Origin of the sequence: Vibrio sp. MM46 (assembly GCF_027587135.1) — a bacterium.
GTDB lineage: Bacteria > Pseudomonadota > Gammaproteobacteria > Enterobacterales > Vibrionaceae > Vibrio > Vibrio harveyi.
The window spans coordinates 109,503-133,172 of record NZ_JAPPTO010000006.1; the positions used below are offsets into that span (position 1 = coordinate 109,503).

Consider the following 23,670-nt stretch of genomic DNA (forward strand, 5'->3'; position numbering starts at 1 on the left):
TATATAAGGTTAAATTTGACCAACTTAGTAGGCTAAGGTAACTTGCGTGCATTCTATTAGAGGCTCTATTAAGGCAGATAAAAGATGGCGGTCAAGAAACCAGAAAATATGACCTTCGAAGCAACAATTGAAGAGCTAGATAGCTTAGTTGATCAATTAGAGAATGGCGATCTTGCCCTTGATGATGCCCTACGTAAATTTGAACGTGGCATTGCACTGGCTCGTGCTGGTCAAACAAAACTGAGCGACGCCGAACAGCGCGTAAGCATTCTTCTTAGCGAAGATGATGAAGCACCACTGAGTGACTTCACCCCTGAGTCAGAATAATAATCAGTAGTGAGCAATGTGATGCAAGAGACATTGACGTCTTATCAACAACGAAACAACCAACAACTCAATCTGTGGCTTGAGCAATTGCCTCACCAAGAACAGCCGCTGATTCAAGCGATGAAATATGGTCTGCTGCTTGGCGGAAAACGTGTTCGTCCTTTCCTTGTTTACATCACTGGTCAAATGCTGGGTTGTAAGCCAGAAGATCTCGACACGCCAGCGTCTGCAATTGAGTGTATTCACGCCTACTCTCTGATTCACGATGATCTACCTGCAATGGACGACGATGCGCTGCGTCGCGGTCAACCGACTTGCCACATTAAGTTTGATGAAGCCACAGCAATCTTGACTGGTGATGCTCTACAAACATTGGCATTCACGATTCTTGCTGAAGGAAAACTGAATCCGAACGCGGAAAGCCAGCGTATAAAGATGGTACAAGCACTAGCGCAAGCTTCTGGTGCAAGTGGCATGTGTCTTGGTCAAGCGTTAGATTTAGGTGCCGAGAATCGTCGAGTTTCTCTCGCAGATTTAGAAGAAATTCATCGCAATAAAACTGGTGCACTGATTAACTGTGCGGTCAAACTTGGTGCGTTAGCCGCAGGCGAAAAAGGCCTGGAAGTATTGCCACACCTAGAACGCTACTCAAAAGCGATCGGTCTGGCGTTTCAGGTTCAAGACGATATTCTTGATATCATTAGTGACACAGAAACACTGGGTAAGCCTCAAGGCTCAGACCAAGAGCTGAACAAGAGCACTTATCCATCTCTACTGGGTTTGGAGGGAGCAATGGAGAAAGCTCACACTCTGTTACAGGAAGCACTTCAAGCATTGGAAGCAATCCCATACAATACTCAGTTACTCGAAGAGTTCGCCCGATATGTCATCGAGCGCAAGAACTAAACTATAAGCGCGCATTTATATGACTCTTGATATTTCAAAATACCCGACACTGGCGTTAGCAAATACACCGGAGGAGTTGCGTCTTCTTCCGAAAGAAACATTGCCGACATTGTGCGATGAACTACGCACGTATCTGCTAAATTCAGTGAGTCAGTCTAGCGGACATTTAGCGTCTGGCTTAGGCACAGTAGAGCTAACGGTCGCTCTGCACTATGTATATAACACACCTGTTGACCAGTTAATCTGGGATGTGGGTCATCAGGCTTACCCACATAAGATTCTGACAGGTCGTCGTGACCAAATGCCTACTATCCGTCAAAAAGACGGGCTTCACCCATTCCCTTGGCGCGAAGAGAGCGAGTACGACACCTTATCTGTTGGCCACTCATCGACTTCTATCAGTGCTGGTCTCGGTATGGCCATTAGCGCAGAAAAAGAAGGTCAAGGTCGTAAAGTGGTCAGCGTAATCGGTGATGGTGCCATTACGGCTGGTATGGCTTTTGAAGCAATGAACCACGCTGGTGACGTTCACCCTGACATGCTAGTGATTCTAAACGACAACGAAATGTCGATTTCAGAGAACGTAGGCGCGTTGAACAATCACCTTGCGAAAGTCCTTTCTGGCAGCTTGTACACTTCTATCCGTGAAGGCGGCAAGAAAGTGCTGTCCGGCGTCCCACCGATCAAAGAGTTGGTGCGTCGTACAGAAGAACACCTAAAAGGCATGGTCGTTCCTGGCACGTTATTCGAAGAGCTTGGCTTCAACTACATCGGTCCTATCGATGGTCACGATGTCAACGAGCTCGTCAAGACATTGAAAAACATGCGTGAGTTGAAAGGTCCACAATTCCTGCACATCATGACCAAGAAAGGCAAAGGTTATGAGCCAGCAGAAAAAGATCCTATCGGCTACCACGGTGTACCAAAGTTCGACCCATCACATAACAGTTTGCCGAAGAGCAGTGGCGGCAAGCCAACCTTCTCTAAGATCTTTGGTGATTTCCTATGTGACATGGCAGCGCAAGATCCTAAGCTGATGGCGATTACACCAGCAATGCGTGAAGGCTCTGGTATGGTTCGCTTCTCAAAAGAGTACCCTGAACAGTACTTTGACGTAGCGATCGCAGAGCAGCATGCCGTGACACTTGCAACAGGTATGGCAATTGCGGGCGATCACCCGATCGTAGCAATCTACTCTACCTTCCTACAGCGTGGTTATGATCAACTGATCCACGACGTTGCGATCATGGACTTGCCAGTGATGTTCGCTATCGACCGTGCAGGTCTGGTTGGCGCAGATGGTCAAACTCACCAAGGCGCGTTCGATCTCAGCTTTATGCGTTGTATCCCGAACATGGTAATCATGGCACCAAGTGACGAAAACGAATGTCGTCAGATGCTGTACACAGGTCACAAACACACGGGTCCAAGCGCGGTTCGTTACCCACGCGGTAGCGGTATGGGCACTGAAATCGAAAAAGACTTCACTGCACTTGAAATCGGTAAAGGTCGTATCGTGCGTAAAGGCGAGAAAGTGGCAATTCTTAGCTTCGGTACCTTCTTAGGTAACGCACTGGAGGCGGCTGAAAACCTCAACGCAACAGTTGCTGATATGCGCTTTGTTAAGCCTCTTGATGAAGCCTTGATCCGTCAGCTCGCCGCTGAGCATGATGTTCTGGTTACACTAGAAGAGAATGCGATTGCAGGTGGCGCTGGTGCAGGTGTAATTGAGTTTATGATGCAAGATAAGATCATCAAGCCAGTACTAAATCTTGGCTTGCCAGATCGCTTCATACCTCAAGGTACGCAAGACGAGCTGCACGAAGAACTTGGTTTAGACGCACAAGGCATCGAGAAATCAATCAACGATTACCTAGCCAAGTAAATAGCGTAAAGCAATAAAATCGCGTAAATACAAAAAAGGGATGCTCTGGCATCCCTTTTGTTTATTTGTCGATGGTCAGTGCTATGTGGTGGGTACTACATCCAACCTGCGTATTTCGCCACAAAAAACAGTGCGATACCCGCCATAATGCCTGCCACGATATCATCAATCATGATACCTAAGCCGCCATGAACACGTTTATCTAACCAACCGATAGGCCACGGTTTTACCATGTCAAAGAAGCGGAACAAGATAAAACCAGTAAGTAACCATTTCCATTCTGTTAAGGGGATATTCAGTGCAGGCACTAAGCTCATGGTGATCCAAAAGCCCGCAAATTCATCCCACACGATTGAGCCATGGTCATGAACGCCCATGTCGTCTGATGTCACTTGGCAGATCTTAATGCCAATCACACAAGAGACAAGTACGGCGACCACGTATAGTGGAAAAGGCAATTGGGCTAACAATAGAAATAATGGTACAGATGCCAGTGTGCCCATTGTGCCTGGCACTACAGGTGATAAACCGCTACCAAAACCTGTCGCCAATAAATGCCACGGGTTCTTTAATGAAATCAGAGAGAGAGGGTTGGTCATTTCCTTAAACCTATACTGCAAGTTTGGTTTCAATCTTAGGCTAGAGCCTAGCTCATATCATTTAAAGTGGTCAAAGCCACTCAGATCCCAATCAAGCGGTTGATTGTTATCATGCAGCTCGAAGGTACCTTTTGGTCGAATCTGACCAATACACGTGACTTTACATCCGATATGAGACAAAGCGCTTTGTAATGAGCCACGGTTTTGCTCTGGCACAGTAAAGCACAGTTCGTATTCTTCGCCACTTGATAGAGCATACTGCTGTGCGATGACCTTATCATCTAAAAACTGAACCAGTTCTGAAGAAATTGGCAATTGGGAAACATCTAAGCTCACACCAACATCAGAACGTTTGAGGATGTGTTTGATATCAGAGATTAAACCATCAGAGATATCAATCGCAGCCGAAGCCAACCCAACAAGCGCTTGACCAGCCAAAACACGAGGTGAGCTAAGATAATGCGCTGTCTCAAGTTCCTGCGCAGCAATACGTGAGCGCAGTGAATCATCCAGAATCACATCCAGACCAGCTTTGGCATCTCCAAGGTTGCCCGTGACATAAACCCAGTCCCCGACTTTCGCCCCAGAGCGAGTCAATGCTTTCCCTTCTGGTACAAACCCTTGCACGGTGAGCGTCAGGCTCAGTGGACCTTTTGTGGTATCACCACCAATAAGTTGAATACCAAAATAATCCGCCAGCTCAAAAAATGCATCACAAAAAGGAGCGAGCCAAGCTTCATCAGGCTTAGGCATCGTCAATGCAAAGCTCACCCACGCCGGCGTTGCACCCATTGCCGCGAGATCACTAATATTTGATGCCAACGCCTTATGTGCGACCCAAGCAGGGTTTGCATCCGCAAGAAAATGGGTTCCAGCCACTAACGTATCAGTACTAATGGCAATTTGTACGTTATCTGGCGCTTTCACTAACGCACAGTCGTCCCCCGCCGCTAGGTGTACGTCTTTGCGTTGGCTTTGACGTCCAACAAAGTACTTATCGATCAGATTGAATTCACCAGACATTATTCACTTACTTTTTGATGGAAAAGCTTTTGATACAAAAAAGGTCAGCATCTGCTGACCTTTTTAATGAAGAAATCGTTATTTCTTACGTACGTGTGGCGCCGCTTTATCTAGCACACCATTCACAAATTTGTGGCTGTCTTCTGCCGCGAATACTTTTGCAAGTTCAATCGCTTCGTTGATTACCACTTTGTAAGGAACATCTTCGCGACGAGTCATCTCGTACATAGCAAGACGAAGAAGAGCAAGTTCCATCATGTCTAGGTCCTGCATTGGACGAGACACGTATGGACGGATTTTGCTATCTAGCTCAGAGTGGCTAAGTACAACACCGCTTAGTAGTTCACGGAAGTAAGCTACGTCTGTTTCTGGAGCAGCAAGTGCAGGCTCAGATGCGTGAAGTTCTTCTTCATCGTATTTGTCGCCAGACAAAAACTGTTCTTCGATCGTGGCAACATTATCTTTAGTAATTTGCCATGAATAGATCGCTTGTAGAGCGAATTGACGTGCGTTACGACGTGCGGCTGGTTTCACACTGGCCCCCATTAGGAATCAATTTCAGATAGTACATTAATCATTTCAAGTGCGCTTAGTGCAGCCTCTGCACCTTTATTACCAGCCTTGGTTCCTGCGCGTTCAATCGCTTGATCGATAGTATCAACAGTCAATACACCAAATGCTACTGGAAGACTGTACTCCAGAGAAACTTGTGCAAGACCCTTGTTACACTCACTACAAACATAGTCAAAGTGCGGTGTACCGCCACGAATTACTGTACCTAGAGATACGATTGCATCGTACTTACCAGTTTTAGCAACACGTTGAGCTACTAGAGGTAGTTCTACGGCACCTGGGCAACGAACAACAGTGATGTTGTCTTCGCTTACTTGTCCGTGACGCTTTAGTGTATCGATCGCACCAGATAGTAGGCTTTCGTTAATAAAACTGTTGAAACGAGAAATAACGATAGCAATTTTTGCATTTGGCGCTGGGAAGCCACCCTCGATCACTTTCATAAGCTTTCCTTTAACTCTATTTATAAGTGAAAATTGTTCATCAAGTGAGAATCGCCGGATTCTATCACAATTTTGTGAGCAATATCTAATGGAAATTAGGGACGAATCACGAGTTCCTCGCCTTAGCGACGATAAGTGCGTGTAAGACTAGGAACTCGCTGGTCAGTTATTATTCGCAGACGTACTCAACCACATTCAGACCAAAACCGCCGAGTGCGTGGTACTTCTTGTTGGTTGAAGAAAGCAGGCGCATATCGTGAATGCCCAGATCAGCAAGGATTTGAGAGCCGACACCCACTCGGCGTGACGTACCTTGCTTCTTAGCAAGCGTTGGTGCTTCGCCTTTGTCTTGTGCTTCAAACATTTTCACTCGGTGAATAAGCAGATCGGTTGACTCTTCGTTGCCAAGTACAACCAGAACACCACCTTCTTCGCCAATGCGCTTCATTGCTTTCTCAAGTGTCCAGCTACGCTCTGCGTTGCGGTCACTTCGAAGGACATCGGTAAATACATCTTGTAAATGAACACGGACCAATGGCGCTTCAGAAGCAAGGTCACCCTTACACATTGCGTAGTGCACTTGGTTATCAATCGTGTCTTTGTAAGTCACAAGCGTGAACTCACCGAACTCTGTTGGCAATGCGCACTCAGCAACACGTTCAATCGTTGTTTCGGTGTTATTGCGGTATTCAATCAAGTCCGCAATAGTACCTAGCTTTAAGCCGTGCTTTTCAGCAAATACTTCAAGATCAGGACGACGTGCCATCGTGCCGTCGTCGTTTAGGATCTCAACGATAACCGATGCTGGCTCTAGACCTGCAAGGCGAGCCAAATCGCAGCCTGCTTCTGTATGACCAGCGCGAGTTAGAACGCCACCATCTTGTGCTGCTAGAGGGAAGATATGACCAGGTTGAACTAAATCAGCTGCTTTCGCATTTGGCGCAACGGCAGCTTGTACAGTGCGAGCACGGTCTGCGGCAGAGATACCTGTCGTAACACCTTCAGCCGCTTCAATAGAAACGGTAAAGTTCGTGGTGTATTGCGCATTGTTGTCTTGCACCATTGGCGGTAAACCAAGGCTTTCACAACGAGCTTTTGTCATGGTTAGACAGATCAAGCCACGACCATGCGTAGCCATAAAGTTGATTGCTTCCGGCGTAATGTGCTCGGCAGCCATGATCAAATCACCTTCATTCTCGCGGTCTTCATCATCCATCAGGATGACCATTTTGCCCGCGCGAATGTCATCAATAATTTCTTGAGGCGTGCTGATAGGCATATTCTGTTTCCCGTTATTCATAAATTTATTATTGCAGCAGCAATACGTTTAACGTTTCGGTTAGCCATGTCTACTGGCTTTAGCGCAGTTTGCAGCCAACCCTTATTAAGTCAATTAACCTGATAACGTTCTGTGATTATTGTCGGTTTCGCCTACGCAAAACCATTTTGCTGCAAGAAGTCCATGGTAATACGTGACTCTTGCGATTCTTCTTTTTGACCTTGCAGCAAGCGTTCCATGTAGCGAGCCAGTACATCCACTTCTAGGTTCACTTTGCGACCCACCTGGAACTGATCAATCGTGGTCTCTTCACTGGTATGAGGAACAATCGTCAATTTAAAACCATTTTTACGTAGGTCATTGACGGTCAGACTAATGCCATCCACTGTGATCGAGCCTTTTTCTGCGACGTACTTACTGATTTCAGCAGGCATTTCTACCCAGAATTCAATCGCTCGACCAACTTGGTTGCGCTCAACAATCACGCCCACGCCATCGACGTGACCAGACACAATGTGCCCACCAAAACGTGTCGTTGGTAACATGGCCTTTTCCAGGTTCACTTTATCGCCAACTTGGTAAGCGGCAAAACCTGTTTTATTCAGCGTTTCCAGTGATAAGTCGGCACTGTAATAGTTGCTACCGAAGTCGACGACCGTCAAGCACACACCATTCGTTGCGATACTGTCCCCCAACTTAACGTCAGACATATCCAACTTGCCAACTTCGACCGTAACGGTGATGTCTTCGCCTTTTGGCGTGATTGCAGTTAGTTTGCCAACTGCTTCTACAATTCCTGTAAACATAATGCTTCTTTCTAGCTTTGGTTGCGTTTGACGGTTGCGGTAATGCGAATATCCACCCCTACCATTCGAACGTCGGTAATAGTTAAATCGATAACTTGTGCCATATCGGTTAGCCCAAGAGCACCAATCAAACCTCGCCCATCGCTGCCCATTAATTTAGGAGCAAGATAAACAATCAGTTCATCTACAAGGTTAGCTTTGATTAATGAACTCGCGAGTGTAGCGCCAGCTTCAACCCACAAGTGATTAATATGATATTCGCTCGCCACAGCTTTTAATGTCGCCGTTAAGTCAATTTGACCATTTTCCGTCAGCTCAGGCGCAATATCGCCGTCGTGGCTAACAATAATACGCTCACCGTCAGTATTGAATAGTTTTAGATCATCGCTAAGTTGAGACTGGCGATCGAAAATCACACGAGGAGGCTGACGAACTTCATCTTGAGTATATTGAGCTCGCACACTGCATGGCAGGTCATCCCAACGCACATTCAGCGATGCATTGTCATCAATGACTGTCTTACTGGTCGAGAGAATAGCGCCACTCAACGCTCGATAACGCTGTACATCTTGGCGAGCCTTTGGGGAGGTGATCCATTGACTCTGACCATTATTGAGTGCACTTTGCCCATCGAGGCTGGCTGCCATTTTCAACTGAACATAAGGCATGCCAGTTTGCATGAACTTGATAAACCCTTTGTTCAGCTCGATCGCATCGCTTTCTAATAAGCCAACTTGAACGTCTACCCCCGCATCGCGCAGCATTTGAAAACCGCGCCCTGCAACTTTCGGGTTTGGATCTTCCATTGCACAAACAACGCGTGCGACTTTGGCTTTGATTAGCCCCTCTGCACAAGGTGGCGTACGACCATAATGAGAGCAAGGTTCCAGTGTCACATATGCCGTTGCGCCTTCAGCTTTATTGCCAGCCATACGCATCGCGTGAACTTCAGCATGAGGTTCCCCCGCACGATGGTGATGACCTTCGCCAACAATCTCACCGTCACGGACAATAACGCAGCCTACATTCGGGTTAGGTGCCGTTGTATAAATGCCGCGCTTCGCTAACTTGAGCGCACGCGACATCATTTCGAAATCTTGAGAGGTAAATTCTGAAGAGAGAGATTGTTGAGCCATGATTCAATCAGTCTTCTAGGCGAGCAATTTCTTCACCGAATTCACGGATGTCTTCAAAGCTACGATAAACCGATGCAAAGCGGATATAAGCGACTTTATCCAGCTCTTTCAATTGATCCATAACCAAATTACCAATCATTTCACTTGGTACTTCACGTTCACCAGTTGCACGCAGTTGGGACTTAATCATGCTGATGGCTAGCTCAATAGAGTCAGCACTGACTGGACGTTTTTCTAAGGCACGTTGAATACCACCAACCATTTTATCTTCATCAAATGGTTCACGGTTACCGTTAGATTTAATCACTTTCGGCATCACCAACTCTGCGGTCTCAAACGTTGTAAAACGTTCACTGCACGCAAGGCATTGACGACGACGACGCACTTGATGCCCATCAGCAACCAAGCGTGAATCAATTACTTTTGTATCGTTCTCAGAACAAAAAGGACAATGCATATCACCTCCAAATAGCTTGCAATTGGGTTCGTCCCAAAAGCAAGACTAGTGTAGCGGAATTGCTATGTTAGAGAAAACAAAAAGGGGCATCGCTGCCCCTTTTTCAATCAATATCAAACGGTTTCTGTTAACTGCGTGCTAAGTAGTTCGCTTTACCAACCCATTTGTAGCTGGTCAGTTCTTCCAAACCCATAGGACCACGAGCATGCAGTTTCTGAGTTGATACCGCAACTTCAGCACCTAAACCAAACTGAGCACCGTCAGTAAAACGTGTTGCGGCATTTACGTAAACCGCCGCAGAACCGACAGAGTTAATGAACAATTCTGAGTTTTGTAGGCTGTTTGTCATGATCGCATCTGAGTGGCTCGCGTTGTGAACGCGCATGTGATCAATCGCTTCTTTCACATCAGCAACCACTTTTACACCTAGCGTGTAACTTAGCCATTCCGTATCAAAATCACCTTCACCCGCATCGCGAATTTGTTTCGCTTGTGCCATCACTGCTTTTGCTTTTGGCTCTGCGACAAAAGTTACGTTTTCGTTCATGCGCTCTACGATCATTGGCAGGAACTGCGCAGCGATATTCTCGTGAACCAGCAAAGTATCTAGCGAGTTACATGCGGACGGACGTTGAACTTTTGAGTTTTCAACAACATTGAGTGATTTCTCTAGCTCTGCTGATTCATCAACAAAAATGTGGCTAATACCAAAACCACCAATGATCACTGGAATGGTGCTGTTCTCTTTACACATTTTGTGTAGACCAGCGCCACCACGTGGAATGATCATATCGACGTAGTCGTCTAGCTTAAGTAATTGAGAAACCAACTCACGATCCGGTTTTTCAATGTACTGAACAGAAGCCGCTGGCAAGTTTGCTTTCGCAAGTGCCGATTGGATAACCTTCACCAGTTCCATATTAGAGAAAAATGTCTCTTTACCACCACGTAGGATGCTTGCATTACCTGTTTTTAGACACAAAGCAGCAATATCGATGGTTACATTCGGACGCGCTTCGTAAATCACACCAACTACACCAAGTGGCATGCGACGACGAGACAGAGACATGCCGTTTTCTAGCACTTTGCTGTCAATTTCACTGCCCACAGGATCGTTAAGGCTGATCACATTACGAACATCGTTAGCAATACCCGTTAAGCGCTCTTCATTCAGTAAAAGGCGGTCAAGTAATGCATCCGTTAGACCCGCTTCGCGACCTAACTCAATATCTTTTGCGTTTGCAGCCAAAATAGTTGCTGCATTTGCTTCTAGCTCATCGGCGATAATGGCTAGTGCTTGGTTCTTTTGTGCGGTTGACGCTGTCGCCAATTCGAAAGCTGCATCTTTGGCAGCTTTACCCATATTCGTTAAATCCACTTTGCTTCCCTCAATTTCTATTCTTGAATGACGACAAGATCATCGCGATGAATCACTTCTGAGCCGTAGTCATGACCCAAAATAGAGATGATATCTTTACTGTGCTTACCTGCAATTTTCGCTAGGTCTTCACTTGAGTAGGCACTGATACCACGAGCAACCAGTTTACCGTGGGAGTTTGTCACGCGGGCGACTTCGCCACGAGCAAAATCACCACTTACTTTAATAACGCCTTTCGCAAGCAGACTACTGCCCTTACCTACAACCGCGTTAACGGCACCGTCATCAATAATGATGTCACCAGACGCCGCAGGACCGGCTAAGATCCAACGCTTACGGTTTTCTAGTGCTTCAGAACACGGTAGGAAACGTGTGCCTTGTGGCTCTGAACTCAATGAGTCAAAGATAACATTTGGTGCACTACCAGCGGCGATAATAACTTCAATACCTGCACGGCGAGCTATGTCTGCCGCTTGAAGTTTGGTTGCCATGCCGCCCGTACCTAGCGTTGTGCCACTACCACCTGCAATTTTACGCAAAGTATCATCGATAGTTTTCACTTCTTTGATCAGCTCAGCATTCGGATCTTTACGTGGGTCTGCGGTAAACAAACCTTTTTGATCAGTCAGGAGCAGCAATTTGTCTGCACCACACAAAATCCCCACCAAAGCAGACAAGTTATCGTTATCACCTACTTTGATTTCATTTGTTGCGACAGCATCGTTTTCATTAACGATAGGGATAATGTCATTCGCAACCAACGCATTAATGGTGTCACGTGCGTTAAGGAAACGTTCACGATCGTCCAAATCAGCGCGAGTCAGTAGCATCTGACCAATTTTGATACCGTAAATACCAAACAAAGACTCCCATGTTTGAATCAGACGGCTCTGACCCACGGCTGCAAGCAACTGTTTACTCGCCATCGCGTTGGGCAGTGCGGGGTATCCAAGATGCTCACGGCCTGCTGCAATCGCACCAGACGAAACCATTACTACTGAATGGCCTTGTTTTTTAAGCTCAGCACATTGACGAGCCAGCTCTACCATATGAGCACGGTCTAACGCCAAAGTGCCGCCTGTCAGCACACTTGTACCCAGTTTCACAACGACGGTCTGTGGTTGTGAAACAACTGCATTCTGTTGATTCGTTGTCATGATGTCTTCTGAAATGAAAAACAAATAAAGAGTGGATGTTTTAGCAATCAAATGGGGATTTAACAAGCAGAAAAGGTGCGAAAACGCACCTTTTTGTCTTATCAGGGAAGAAAACAGCCAAATTAGGCGAAATCAAACGATTCGGTGTGATATTCCACTTCCAGTTTGAAATGCTCAGCCACTGTATCAATAAGCTTTTGATGGAAGGTACTTTGTGTCAAGTACACTTCCTCTACTACCTTATTTGGTAATGGTTCTGAGGTCCATTCCCCTTCTTTGTTGTATTTACCAATATGGTATTTTGCCGTAAAGCCACCTTCGATGGACTCCAAGTCCATCCACCAGCCCCAAAATTCACGTTTCTCAGGTGACTTTTTGTCGTCTACACAGACAGATAGACAGTCAAAATAGTAGTGCCCTTCTTGTGATTGTGGTTCGCGCAGGTACGGACCTATCGCCTTCAACTTTGACATCAAGCGAAAGTGAGTCGGTCCTTGTGTCGTCTCTGACATAAGAATCTCCGTTTCCATAGTAAGGATATTTAGCTATCCAAGAATGATTATTATTTTTAATTATCATGAGCTTATTTTTTGCTCACATATATCACTCTTAACTAAATTAGGAGATTTGTCATCTTAATAATTCGTCCTCCAACCACTTTATGGCTAAATCGAGGGATTGCTCATAACCTTTTGTAATTGTCTTGGAACTGATTTTCTTGGCTTGTCCGTACTGGCTAAACAGTGCTACCAACTGGTTATCACTATGAGGTGAAACTGGGTCCCCTTCGAGACTCAATGCTAAAATTGGCACCTTAGTTTTGCGGCTACTTAGGAAACCTTGTACCTTGAGTGACCATGCCATCATCTGTCCGGCCATGCTATTGATGTCAACAGCACTCTTACCAAGGCGAGACGCTAACAGGTCAAGGTACATCTTCGGCATTTGCTGCAACTTTTTAGGCGACGTAAACAGATCATGCACTGGTGCTCCCAAAGCCACACAAGCTTTGATCTTTTCTTGCTCAACAAACGAAAGACGAATCATGGCATTACCGCCAAAGCGGAAGCCAATCAATCCAACTTTGTGGTGATCAACCCAAGGTAGAGAATACAGTTCATTCAAAACCGCTTGATGAAGGCAACTGGAGTTTTCAGTCAGCGGCCAATGTGAACTATGACCGACTGACGGCATATCAATAGTCACCATCGCAATGTCTTTTGGAGCTAAGTGGTTTCTGAACAAGCGCCACATATCCGTTTGCAAGCTGTCCAAACCAGCACTGACCATTACAACTGGTAATTGTTTATCTGTGCGAGGAAGATGTAGGTTCGCGATGATCTTGCGTTTTTGGTAAGGCACTTCGATCTGCTTGATCACGTATTTAGTTTTTTCTGAGCCTTCTGAATACGCTTTGTTCGCCAATACCTGTGCTTGAATGGCTAAGTTATCATTCTTTAAATGTGGATAGCCTGCAATGCTAAAACACAATGAAGCCGTAAACAGCTCATCAGCCGCTTCCTCCCCCTTCATTTCATTCGCGCGGCGTTGATGCTCCATGCCTAACTTAATCCACTCAAACGTCCAGTTACCACCGTGGTAACCCATGACCGTATCAAGCCATTTATCTTCGGTACGAGAATGATTCGATGACGCGATTTTAGAAAGTACCCCTTCCATTTCGATAGGAGATAAGCCCTGCCACGCCCATTGAAGACGTCTCAAATGACGATACCAAGCACGATCTTCATGCTCTTCTCGCTCATCAAGAATCTTTTGGCTGGTCGGCATGTATTGAGTAAGTGCAGAGGTTTCTTTCGCTTGTTTGTGTTTGACAAACAAAGTTTCGGAGAGGTTTTTACTGACGTCTTCTGACATAGGAAGAACTCTAGGCTGGTTGCAATAGCGTAATAATAATAAAAAAAATGCCCCTATAAAGGGGCATTTCTCAATATTCTTAGTGCAAACTTATTTTTGCTTGCGATTTACTGGCTCAGCGTACTGGATAGACATATCCCAAGGTTGCTCGATCCAAGTGTCTTGTGCGATGTCTACTACGTAGTCATCAAGTAGCTCTTTACCAGAAGGCTTAGCACATACAGCAATCAGTTTTGCTTTCGGGTACATTTCACGAAGTTTACGCGCTGTATCACCGCTATCTACTAGGTCTTCAATGATTAGGTAACCTTCACCGTCACCTTCTGGCGCTTTAAGCACTGTCATGTCACGTTGATGATCGTGGTCGTAGCTTGAGATACAAATTGTATCTACGTAGCGAATACCTAGCTCACGAGCCAAGATAGCACCAGGAACCAAGCCACCACGGCTTACCGCCCAAATACCTTTCCATTGCTCAGCTGGCATTTGTTTCTCAGCCAGTTCACGGCAGTAAGACTGCATCGCATCCCAAGTGATAATGAATTTTTTACTCATTGTAATAACCTAATAATTTCAAAATATGCATCCCCGTGACCTAGCTGATGGCGCTGAAATGGACTCATCAATCTAGATTTCCCACACCAGAGGAAATGGGGGTTTCAAGCTACGCAAACGATTATTCTACCGAAACCCATGATTAATACCAACGCTGATATCAAAATTCTCCGTCTATTACGCAGAAAAATCGAATTCAGTGAACACGGCAAAATAAAGAAGGGAATGAATTTGAGAAGAAATGCTCCATAAACAAGGAGAAATTCCCCTCCAGTAAAAGCCCACAAACAAAAAGCCAGTGTGAACGTGTGCCCACACTGGCTTTTCTTTTAATCGTCAGAGTTAGCCTAGGATGTACTTCGCAATGAAGATAGCGGACATAACCCATACACTCATTGAGACTTCACGTCCTTTACCACTGAACAGTTTGATCGCAGCGTAAGCAATGAAACCAAGCGTGATACCTTCTGCAATAGAGAAAGTCAAAGGCATAACCAAACACGTTACGACAACAGGAGCCGCTTCTGTTAGGTCACGCCAGTCGATGCCAACAAGACCAGAAAGCATCAAGATAGCCACGTAAAATAGTGCACCAGACGTTGCGTAAGCTGGAATCATTCCCGCTAGTGGAGAGAACAATAGAGCAAGAAGGAACAGTACGCCAACAACCACAGCAGTTAGACCTGTACGACCACCAGCGGCTACACCAGAAACGCTCTCAATGTATGACGTCGTGTTTGATGTACCTAGTAGAGCACCGACAGATGTTGCTGTTGAGTCTGCAAGTAGCGCTTTATTTAGGCGTGGAATGTTGCCGTTTTCGTCAGTCAAACCCGCTTTTTGCGAAACACCAACTAGCGTGCCTGCAGTGTCGAATAAGTCAACGAATAGGAAAGCAAATACTACAGAGATCATACCTACTTCGAACAAGCCAGAGAAGTCTAGCTGCATGAAGGTTGGCGCGATGCTTGGTGGTGTTGACATGATGCCGCCCCACTGAACGTCACCAAAGATCAGACCAAGAATTGTTACGCCTAGGATTGCGATCATAACCGCACCTTTCACACCACGGTGAACCAATGCAATCGTCATGAAGAAGCCAATCGCTGCAAGTACAGATGGTAGAGAAGTGATATTACCCATTGAAACTAGCGTTGCTGGGTTATCTACAACAATACCTGCGTTTTTCAGTGCGATGAAAGCAAGGAACAGACCGATACCTGCTGAGATACCAGTACGAAGAGAAAGTGGAATCGAATTGATGATCCATTCGCGAATCTTAAACACACTCAAGACGATAAATAGCAGACCGGAAACAAATACTGCTGCTAGCGCGACTTGCCATGTGTAACCCATGCCCAACACAACGGAATAGGTAAAGAACGCGTTTAGCCCCATACCTGGAGCCTGAGCGATTGGGTAGTTTGCTACTAAGCCCATGATGAAACAGCCAATAGCGGCAGCAAGACACGTCGCAACGAACACGGCACCACGATCCATACCTGTATCTGCAAGGATAGCTGGGTTTACAAAGATGATGTAAGCCATAGTTAGGAAGGTAGTAACACCTGCGATGATCTCAGTGCGCACATTGGTGCCATTTTCACTAAGTTTAAAGAGCCTTTCGAGCATGATCGAATCCTGTAAAAGGTAAAAAGTAAAAAGTAAACGGTTGCGTAATCGATTGGCTCGAATTATAAAGTTATCAAATAACAAATTCCAGATAGAATCTTCACTCTAAAGGGATTTTTTTCTTGGGATATGAAACCCATTCGCTAGCGTTTTAAACAGCAAATAAATTTAGGTCTTAATAAACAATAACTAACGAACTTGTACTGAAAACAAACGTATGTGTATAAACTGAGCAATGTATTAAACTTTCAAACGCAAAGTCATCGTTTTGGACGCTAAATACCCAAAGAATTGGTCAGAAAATGAAACAAGTGAGATAAGCAATCGGAGAATTGAAGCTTGGTGGCGATAAAATAGGCGAGATTGGGATCAGAAGATAAAAAAACGCCACTCAATTTGAGTGGCGGTGAATCATGTCAGCACTATGCACTGAAAAAAAATTCCAATTTATAGGGGTGAACAAACTTGTTCGAGTCACATGCGTTGGCTTCAATTAGTAACCAAAGCTTGTTGGGTATACAAAGTTACCGGTGTAAACAGATTTGCTGTTCCAGAACATTGCACTTGGTAAACCTTTCATAAATATCACCTTCTAAATCAATTAATACTGTTAATTTGGTTGATTTCTCAGTTCCTTGGAGGCGATAAACGGACTCATCCTTTGAGCATTTCATTCTTCTCTCAGAAGCTGGTTACAAATATACCACCCAGAAATTTAATTACAAGCATTTTAGTGACCAGAATCACAAAAACTTAATAAATTGACCTTCATCAAGAATTAACTGTAATTAAATTACAGTTTAGTAAATTAAAAATTAAACAAACTTTCAGAACATACTAAGCTCGTTGCATTGGTGTATTACGTTGTGTTCATAATCTGTGACAGTTCTAGGGCAAATCCTTTTCACCACAACTACTAGAACCGCTTTTCTGGTGGTATGCTGAGGGCAATTCCAAGCCAATACCGATTAGCATTTACTGCTAAACACCCATTAAATTTACGGTTTAAATTTGGCAAAGCACATCAAAAGGAGTCTTCCGTGTCTGAATTCCATTCTGAAATCAGTACCTTATCACCTGCTCCACTTTGGCAGTTTTTCGATAAGATTTGTTCAATCCCTCACCCTTCAAAACATGAAGAAGCTCTAGCACAGTACATTGTTACTTGGGCAACAGAGCAAGGTTTTGACGTACGCCGCGATCCAACTGGCAACGTGTTCATTAAAAAACCTGCGACACCAGGTATGGAAAATAAAAAAGGTGTAGTGCTTCAAGCACACATCGACATGGTGCCACAAAAGAACGAAGACACTGATCACGACTTCACTCAAGATCCAATTCAGCCATACATCGATGGTGAATGGGTAACAGCAAAGGGCACAACGCTAGGTGCAGATAACGGCATCGGCATGGCTTCTTGTCTTGCTGTACTTGCTTCTAAAGAGATCAAGCACGGTCCTATTGAAGTTTTACTGACTATTGATGAAGAAGCAGGCATGACAGGTGCATTTGGTCTTGAAGCTGGCTGGTTGGAAGGCGATATCCTTCTAAATACAGACTCAGAACAAGAAGGCGAAGTGTACATGGGTTGTGCAGGCGGTATCGATGGCGCAATGACCTTCGATATTACTCGTGACGCAATTCCAGCGGGCTTTATTACTCGTCAACTAACACTGAAAGGTCTAAAAGGCGGTCACTCTGGCTGTGACATCCATACAGGTCGCGGTAATGCAAACAAACTGATTGGTCGCTTCCTCGCTGGTCACGCGCAAGAGTTGGATCTTCGCCTGGTTGAATTCCGTGGCGGTAGTTTACGTAACGCGATTCCTCGTGAAGCTTTTGTAACTGTAGCACTACCGGCAGAAAATCAAGATAAACTAGCGGAACTGTTCAACTACTACACTGAGTTACTAAAAACAGAGCTTGGTAAAATTGAAACAGACATCGTGACTTTCAACGAAGAAGTTGCAACAGATGCACAAGTGTTTGCGATTGCAGACCAACAACGTTTCATCGCAGCATTGAACGCTTGTCCAAACGGTGTAATGCGTATGAGTGATGAAGTTGAAGGCGTGGTTGAAACATCACTTAACGTTGGTGTTATCACAACAGAAGAGAACAAAGTAACCGTTCTATGCCTAATTCGTTCCCTGATCGACTCAGGTCGTAGCCAAGTTGAAGGTATGCTTCAATCTGTCGCTGAACTGGCTGGTGCTCAAATTGAATTCTCTGGCGCTTACCCAGGCTGGAAACCAGATGCTGATTCAGAGATCATGGCAATTTTCCGTGATATGTACGAAGGCATCTACGGTCACAAGCCAAACATCATGGTTATCCACGCAGGTCTTGAATGTGGTCTGTTCAAAGAACCTTACCCGAACATGGATATGGTTTCTTTCGGTCCAACCATCAAGTTCCCTCATTCTCCAGATGAGAAAGTGAAGATCGATACCGTTCAACTGTTCTGGGACCAAATGGTTGCGCTTCTTGAAGCCATTCCTGAAAAAGCGTAATTCAAACCAATACGCGAAAAACACAAAAGGGTGCCTCGGCACCCTTTTCTTATTGTGAGCTTTTTATTACAGACTCTTTATAACAAGAGTATCGCAAACTATGCGCGAGTTTGCGCGTATGCCGCTAGCTCATCCATAGAAGTTTTAGCAACTACTTCACCATCGATGTAGTAAGTAACGAAGTCACCTTCACGAACGCCCATTAGTGTCGCTTTGTCACCGTTGTTGTATGTAATGTCCATCTGAACGGTGTTCTCGTCGATCTGTTGCATTTGACCTTGCTCGATAACACGGTTGTGCGTTAGAGGACCGATCGGTGCAGTCGTTAGAGATTTGTCTAACTGGTGGTTCACGTCGATGTAAGTATCCATCTTGGTATCAAAGATGTGTGGCTTACCGTTTAGTGGGTTTTTACCAGTCCAGAATTCTAGAGAGTTGAATACGATGTAATCCGCTGCAACAGCAACACCATAAACAGGCGCCAAAAGCATGTTTAGACCACCACGAGCGTAACGGTTATCTACTGCTTTTAGGTTAAAGCCCATTACGTAACCTGTCACTGCATTACTGCCCACACAGCCAGAAAGAGAAACTGCGACTGCAGTCAATGCGCCAATTTTAGCGAACGCCTTTTTCATCAAAACCTCTAGTTAAATAGTATTAGGTCAAAAATTCGGCGGGGATATTAGCGGATTAAAACCATAGGTAAAAGTCAGTTTTTCTTCAAAAAAATATGAGTATTAAATTTAACACAGCCTTATTTACTCGATGAATGTGCTACTTTAAAACACAGCGTACAGCCACTCAATAAACACAGAAATTAACCCAATGTGCTTACACAACTCATACATCTGGTGAAACTTTAATCTTTTCAATAAAAATTATTTTTCGTCACCTAAAGAAGAATGATTAGTGTGATTTTGAACCAGTTGTTACATTGTTGCTAACGTATTTGACAGAGATGGTTTATGGCCAGAAGTAAAAAAAGCAAAGTATTTGAGCTACTCGGGCATCAAGTACAACCAGGACAACGACTAGAAACCGAATTTGAAGCAGCACAGCTTTACACGCACTCACCACTTTCTATTCCTGTGGAAATCATCCACGGTAAACAAGAAGGTCCCGTGCTAATGGTGAATGCGGCGATCCATGGTGATGAGCTTAATGGCGTAGAAATCGTTCGTCAGATGATCAACCAACTGGATCCGCAAAAGCTGAAAGGCACCGTGATTGCGGTTCCTATTGTGAACGTATTTGGTTTTATTCATAAGTCACGCTACCTACCGGACCGCCGCGACCTAAACCGTTGCTTCCCAGGAAGCGAAAAAGGTGCATTGGCATCTCGCATGGCGCATGGATTCTTTAACAATATCGCCAAACGCTGTGATTACATCTTGGATCTTCATACGGGTGCGATTCACCGTACTAACCTACCGCAGATCCGTGCGAACCTGAGTAATCCAGAAACACTGCGAATCGCAAAAGCGTTTGCCACACCAGTGATCGTAGACTCGGCACTGCGTGATGGCTCTTTGCGTAGTGAAGCTGAAAAATGCGATATCCCAGTGCTAACTTATGAAGCTGGTGAAGCTCTGCGCTTTGACCCTCTATCTATCAGCGCAGGTGTACTTGGCGTGCAGCGCGTCATGCAAGCCATCGGCATGCTTCGCGCAAGCCGCAAAAAGCTACCAGAACCAATTATCGCAAAATCCACCAGTTGGGTACGTGCATCAGGTAACGGTATTCTGCGTACTGTCGTGAACCTAGGTGACAAAGTTGAAGAAGGTGAAACACTCGCATACATCAGCTCGCCGCTTGGTCACGACGAACTTGAACTGGTTGCACCAAAAGGCGGTATCGTGATCGGTCAGCAAACACTGCCTCTCGTTAACGAAGGTGATGCAATCTTCCACATTGCTTACTTCAAACAAGACGATGATGTCGTTGAACAAACCGTAGAAAGCTATATTGAAGAGCTAACGGAGTTCGATGTTGATCAAGTCACGACAGGGCAAATTCCGCTAGAAACTCAGCAATAAGTTTTTGCATAAACTGAAAGCCCAGAAATTCATCTGGGCTTTTTTGTGGCGAAAAGATAGACACATTCACTCCCCTACATATCTTAATCCCTATCAAAATCTGTTTTACCGTCATTTAGTGGATATAAAACTTTACAGGCATTCAAAAAAACACCATTGATAATTAATCTCATTATCATTTATTAATTTGTTCAGCATTCATATAATCCTCGCCTAATCAAATTACTATAAATGACGAATATGAAACGTTTATCCACTCATGGCTTCAAGGTAAGCCTTGTTTCGCTCGCAGTGCTCAACTCCCTTGCTTCCTATGCAGCAGAAGGCTCAGATGAAGAGCTTGAAGTCATTGGTGTGCATTACGCGAAACCAATCACTGTTGCAGAACCTGCTCAAACGACCATTGATTGGTCTCTTATCGAGGAACAGCAGTATTCCAATTTTGCAGATATGATCGACTCCGTGCCAGGAGCAACATTAGATGGTGGTGCTCGCTCTGGGGGGGAACGTATCAATATCCGCGGTTTTGATGACCCAAGTGACATCGCTGTATTTGTTGATGGCGCACCTATCGGCTTCCAACAATACCGTTACGGAACCTTCTTCTTTGACCCGTTCTTAATTGGTGAGGCAGAGATCATCAAAGGCGCGCACGACTATCGCGCATTGAATGGTAAATTTGGTGGCTCCATCCGTATCAAAACGAAAAGTGTCGATGATCTCCTCGATGGCGATCGTAACTTTGGTGCTCGTGTTTCCACTGGCTATAACAATAATGGTGATGAAAACTCATACACCTTGTCCTTATACGGCAAGAACGACGCCGGCTTCTACTTCTTAGCCAATGGCTCGGTAAAAGATTCAGATGACATCCAAGTTGGCGGCGGTGAAACGTTGGATTATTCGGGTTACGAGCAAGAAAACATGCTAGTGAAAGTCGGCTATGAAAATGACGACCACGAGTTCGAAATCAGTCATACGCGCTACAAAGACGAAGGCCGCAAACCTTGGGCGAACCGTCGTGGAAAAATGCCGAATATTTCCGACTACAACATCAAAAAATATGGCTCATTGGAGAAGGCGAAATACGCGTACACGGTCGACAACAAATACACCGACAATACGACAACGCTCTCTTACCATTACATGCCTTCCAATCCTTACATTGATTTCAACATCAAAATGGCACGCTCTGAAAACGATCGCCACTGGGTACGCCCTGATGTTGCATTCGAAAAAATGTTCGTCTCTGTCGGCAGCTACGGTCACGAGTCTTGGCTAAGTTACGAACGCGATTATGTTGATGTCTTCAACCAAGCACAAATTGGAGATCACGCACTAGTCACTGGTCTTCAGTACCAAAAAACTGATCGCGATTCACTGGTCTTCAATAAATCGTATGCAAAAAAAGAAGCAAAGAACTACGGCTGGTACACGCCTTATTACGAACCATCGGGTATACAGACGATTTACGCCGCTTATGTAGCAGACCATTACCAAGCGACCGATCGTCTAACCATCACGCCATCTTTGCGTTATGAATACATCACCAGCGAAGGTAAAGGCAATGCAGCGCCAGACTACAACGACCCGGCGGCTGGACATGACTACAGTGAGACGAGCCATAAAGGCTTTAGTCCGCGTCTCGATATCGATTTTGATGCCACTAATAATACGCGTTTGAATTTCTCTTACGCATACGCATTAAAAGCGCCAACGGTTGATAACATCTACTCTGTACAATATGCCCGCGCTACGGCGACAGCAAGAGATCTGGATGTTTCGCGTATTCATGCCTACCAAGCGAGCGTGATCAATTTAACCGAAGGTCTCGTCAGTGACCGTGACAACCTTGCAACGGAGTTTACCGTGTTTTACAACGACGTAAATGACACGGTCGATATCCGAACAGGTGCAAATCTAGATAAAAACAGTACAGAAAACCAAAGCTGGAATACGAACTTAGATGGGTTCAAAAACTACGGTTTTGAGTTGATTTCACAGTACCGTATTTCAGATTTCTATACTGATTTTTCAGCGAGTTACGTACGTGGTAAAAACAAAGGTAGTCTATCTGACTCCACTGGTTCTGATGACGATCACCCAGATGTACCACCATTGAACATCAACCTAGGCTTCGGTTACGAATGGCTCCCAGGTCTACGTTCAGGTTGGGAAGTACGTTGGTACGATGCACAAACCAAAACGAAGGCAGAGGGTAACAACCTGAAAGTAAAATCGCCTAGTGAGCAATATACGCTGCAAAATGCGTATGTCGTTTGGGATGTGCAACAAGTCAAAGGCTTGAGTGTTGGAGCGGTCGTGAAAAACCTAACTGACCGTTACTATGAAGCCTACCTATCTAACGGCGTGCCTTCACCGGGTCGTGAAGTTAAACTTAAACTGACTTACCAGTACTAATTAATCACATTATCTGTATTGGTCTTCAACCAGCTCGGGGCTATGAATGGCTCCGAGTTTTCATTTATATCCAAGTAACCTCAAAATGCTTGATTCAGCCAGAGTGACTTGGGTCTATCACCCTCATTTTACATACGAGACTTATGAGCCTTCGAAGAAAAACGCTGACATGGAAACAAATGTTATTTGTCGCTGCCCTAGCCTCTCCGCATGCAGCGAGTATTTCACAAGACAATATCTCTCAATATTTGGAAGAACACAGTAAGCGCCAGCAATTAGAAGATCATTACGCTGCCACTGTGACAGACAACTTAGATCTTGATGCTCAAACAGATGGTTTAACGTGGAAAGAAGATGGCAAACCCGATCATTGCCAATACACAAAAGGAGAGATTACGGAAGCGAGAGATTATGATTATGGGGAAGCCAAAGATCTTTCTGACGGCTTGCATAACATCGATTTGCCGCCCGTACATACTCCCAAAAACAGCCACAAGCATCGAACCTATTCGAATAATCCTCAATTGCTTGCTGGTAATAAGCAATTTGCAGCCCCTGCAGAAGGTTCGGTGAGCTTCTCGGTATCTTCGGACTGCTTTTAAACGACACAAACAAAAATGCCCCGAGATGATCTCAGGGCACTTTTTAATTCATAATCGACGG

Annotated in this window: 22 protein-coding genes; 7 read left to right on the forward strand and 15 right to left on the reverse strand. The window is 45.0% G+C overall.

All coding sequences use genetic code 11. The features are described from left to right. The first annotated feature begins 84 nt into the window (after positions 1 to 84). The 3 genes from xseB to dxs are packed head-to-tail and all read left to right on the forward strand — an operon-like array spanning position 85 to position 3,118. Entirely contained in the window at positions 85 to 327 is a 243-nt protein-coding gene (gene xseB / locus OH459_RS08850) for an exodeoxyribonuclease VII small subunit (RefSeq protein WP_038898518.1), read from the forward strand. A 21-nt stretch (positions 328 to 348) separates the two neighbouring features. Beyond that, complete coding sequence (ispA, locus tag OH459_RS08855; protein WP_005447589.1) at positions 349 to 1,233, forward strand: (2E,6E)-farnesyl diphosphate synthase; 885 nt, start codon at positions 349 to 351, stop codon at positions 1,231 to 1,233. Positions 1,234 to 1,252: 19 nt separating this feature from the next. Further along, complete coding sequence (gene dxs / locus OH459_RS08860) at positions 1,253 to 3,118, forward strand: 1-deoxy-D-xylulose-5-phosphate synthase (protein WP_009697722.1); 1,866 nt, start codon at positions 1,253 to 1,255, stop codon at positions 3,116 to 3,118. A gap of 95 nt (positions 3,119 to 3,213) precedes the next feature. Here the strand turns inward: dxs and pgpA are convergent, their stop codons facing one another. From pgpA to OH459_RS08930, 14 genes are all read right to left on the reverse strand, one after another. Beyond that, positions 3,214 to 3,717: a phosphatidylglycerophosphatase A gene (gene pgpA / locus OH459_RS08865; protein ID WP_005447591.1), complete on the reverse strand. Its 504-nt coding sequence runs from the start codon at positions 3,715 to 3,717 to the stop codon at positions 3,214 to 3,216. A 57-nt stretch (positions 3,718 to 3,774) separates the two neighbouring features. Continuing rightward, positions 3,775 to 4,740 carry a thiamine-phosphate kinase gene (gene thiL / locus OH459_RS08870; RefSeq protein ID WP_005447592.1) on the reverse strand — a complete coding sequence of 322 codons (966 nt, stop codon included), beginning with the start codon at positions 4,738 to 4,740 and terminating at the stop codon, positions 3,775 to 3,777. Positions 4,741 to 4,818: 78 nt separating this feature from the next. Then, positions 4,819 to 5,286 carry a transcription antitermination factor NusB gene (gene nusB, locus OH459_RS08875; protein WP_005440182.1) on the reverse strand — a complete coding sequence of 156 codons (468 nt, stop codon included), beginning with the start codon at positions 5,284 to 5,286 and terminating at the stop codon, positions 4,819 to 4,821. After that, positions 5,286 to 5,756, reverse strand: a complete 471-nt coding sequence (ribH, locus tag OH459_RS08880) for a 6,7-dimethyl-8-ribityllumazine synthase (protein WP_005440184.1) — start codon at positions 5,754 to 5,756, stop codon at positions 5,286 to 5,288. The genes nusB and ribH overlap by 1 nt, the downstream gene beginning before the upstream one ends. Before the next feature lie 169 nt (positions 5,757 to 5,925). Beyond that, a complete protein-coding gene (gene ribBA, locus OH459_RS08885; protein WP_005447594.1) occupies positions 5,926 to 7,035 on the reverse strand; it encodes a bifunctional 3,4-dihydroxy-2-butanone-4-phosphate synthase/GTP cyclohydrolase II in 1,110 nt (369 codons plus the stop codon). 152 nt (positions 7,036 to 7,187) lie between these two features. Then, positions 7,188 to 7,841: a riboflavin synthase gene (locus OH459_RS08890; protein WP_029789187.1), complete on the reverse strand. Its 654-nt coding sequence runs from the start codon at positions 7,839 to 7,841 to the stop codon at positions 7,188 to 7,190. 11 nt (positions 7,842 to 7,852) lie between these two features. Next, positions 7,853 to 8,977, reverse strand: coding sequence for a bifunctional diaminohydroxyphosphoribosylaminopyrimidine deaminase/5-amino-6-(5-phosphoribosylamino)uracil reductase RibD (gene ribD, locus OH459_RS08895; RefSeq protein WP_053053242.1), 1,125 nt, complete (start codon positions 8,975 to 8,977; stop codon positions 7,853 to 7,855). A gap of 7 nt (positions 8,978 to 8,984) precedes the next feature. Beyond that, entirely contained in the window at positions 8,985 to 9,434 is a 450-nt protein-coding gene (gene nrdR / locus OH459_RS08900) for a transcriptional regulator NrdR (RefSeq protein WP_005424846.1), read from the reverse strand. 127 nt (positions 9,435 to 9,561) lie between these two features. After that, complete coding sequence (locus tag OH459_RS08905) at positions 9,562 to 10,812, reverse strand: glutamate-5-semialdehyde dehydrogenase (RefSeq protein ID WP_269986411.1); 1,251 nt, start codon at positions 10,810 to 10,812, stop codon at positions 9,562 to 9,564. A gap of 17 nt (positions 10,813 to 10,829) precedes the next feature. Continuing rightward, complete coding sequence (proB, locus tag OH459_RS08910; RefSeq protein WP_005447599.1) at positions 10,830 to 11,969, reverse strand: glutamate 5-kinase; 1,140 nt, start codon at positions 11,967 to 11,969, stop codon at positions 10,830 to 10,832. A gap of 122 nt (positions 11,970 to 12,091) precedes the next feature. Beyond that, on the reverse strand, positions 12,092 to 12,481 hold the full coding sequence (crl, locus tag OH459_RS08915) for a sigma factor-binding protein Crl (RefSeq protein ID WP_005447601.1): 390 nt from the start codon (positions 12,479 to 12,481) through the stop codon (positions 12,092 to 12,094). 118 nt (positions 12,482 to 12,599) lie between these two features. Beyond that, complete coding sequence (gene frsA / locus OH459_RS08920) at positions 12,600 to 13,847, reverse strand: esterase FrsA (RefSeq protein WP_009697716.1); 1,248 nt, start codon at positions 13,845 to 13,847, stop codon at positions 12,600 to 12,602. A 90-nt stretch (positions 13,848 to 13,937) separates the two neighbouring features. Continuing rightward, positions 13,938 to 14,402, reverse strand: a complete 465-nt coding sequence (gene tet(34) / locus OH459_RS08925; RefSeq protein ID WP_005447605.1) for an oxytetracycline resistance phosphoribosyltransferase domain-containing protein Tet(34) — start codon at positions 14,400 to 14,402, stop codon at positions 13,938 to 13,940. A gap of 342 nt (positions 14,403 to 14,744) precedes the next feature. Beyond that, the gene (locus OH459_RS08930; protein WP_005447607.1) at positions 14,745 to 16,034 is read right to left on the reverse strand and encodes an NCS2 family permease; all 1,290 of its coding nucleotides are present in this window, start codon (positions 16,032 to 16,034) and stop codon (positions 14,745 to 14,747) included. Positions 16,035 to 17,074: 1,040 nt separating this feature from the next. Here OH459_RS08930 and OH459_RS08935 point away from each other — a divergent pair. Further along, positions 17,075 to 18,547 carry an aminoacyl-histidine dipeptidase gene (locus OH459_RS08935; RefSeq protein ID WP_009697714.1) on the forward strand — a complete coding sequence of 491 codons (1,473 nt, stop codon included), beginning with the start codon at positions 17,075 to 17,077 and terminating at the stop codon, positions 18,545 to 18,547. 98 nt (positions 18,548 to 18,645) lie between these two features. Here OH459_RS08935 and OH459_RS08940 read toward each other — a convergent pair whose 3' ends face one another. Continuing rightward, the gene (locus OH459_RS08940) at positions 18,646 to 19,185 is read right to left on the reverse strand and encodes a DUF3332 domain-containing protein (protein ID WP_005447616.1); all 540 of its coding nucleotides are present in this window, start codon (positions 19,183 to 19,185) and stop codon (positions 18,646 to 18,648) included. Between the two features lie 330 nt (positions 19,186 to 19,515). Between OH459_RS08940 and OH459_RS08945 the strand changes: the two genes are divergently transcribed. From OH459_RS08945 to OH459_RS08955, 3 genes are all read left to right on the forward strand, one after another. Continuing rightward, a complete protein-coding gene (locus tag OH459_RS08945) occupies positions 19,516 to 20,586 on the forward strand; it encodes a succinylglutamate desuccinylase/aspartoacylase family protein (RefSeq protein WP_005447618.1) in 1,071 nt (356 codons plus the stop codon). Between the two features lie 240 nt (positions 20,587 to 20,826). Next, on the forward strand, positions 20,827 to 23,007 hold the full coding sequence (locus tag OH459_RS08950; protein ID WP_269986413.1) for a TonB-dependent receptor domain-containing protein: 2,181 nt from the start codon (positions 20,827 to 20,829) through the stop codon (positions 23,005 to 23,007). A gap of 179 nt (positions 23,008 to 23,186) precedes the next feature. Further along, on the forward strand, positions 23,187 to 23,609 hold the full coding sequence (locus tag OH459_RS08955) for a hypothetical protein (RefSeq protein ID WP_005447623.1): 423 nt from the start codon (positions 23,187 to 23,189) through the stop codon (positions 23,607 to 23,609). Positions 23,610 to 23,670: the final 61 nt, after the last annotated feature.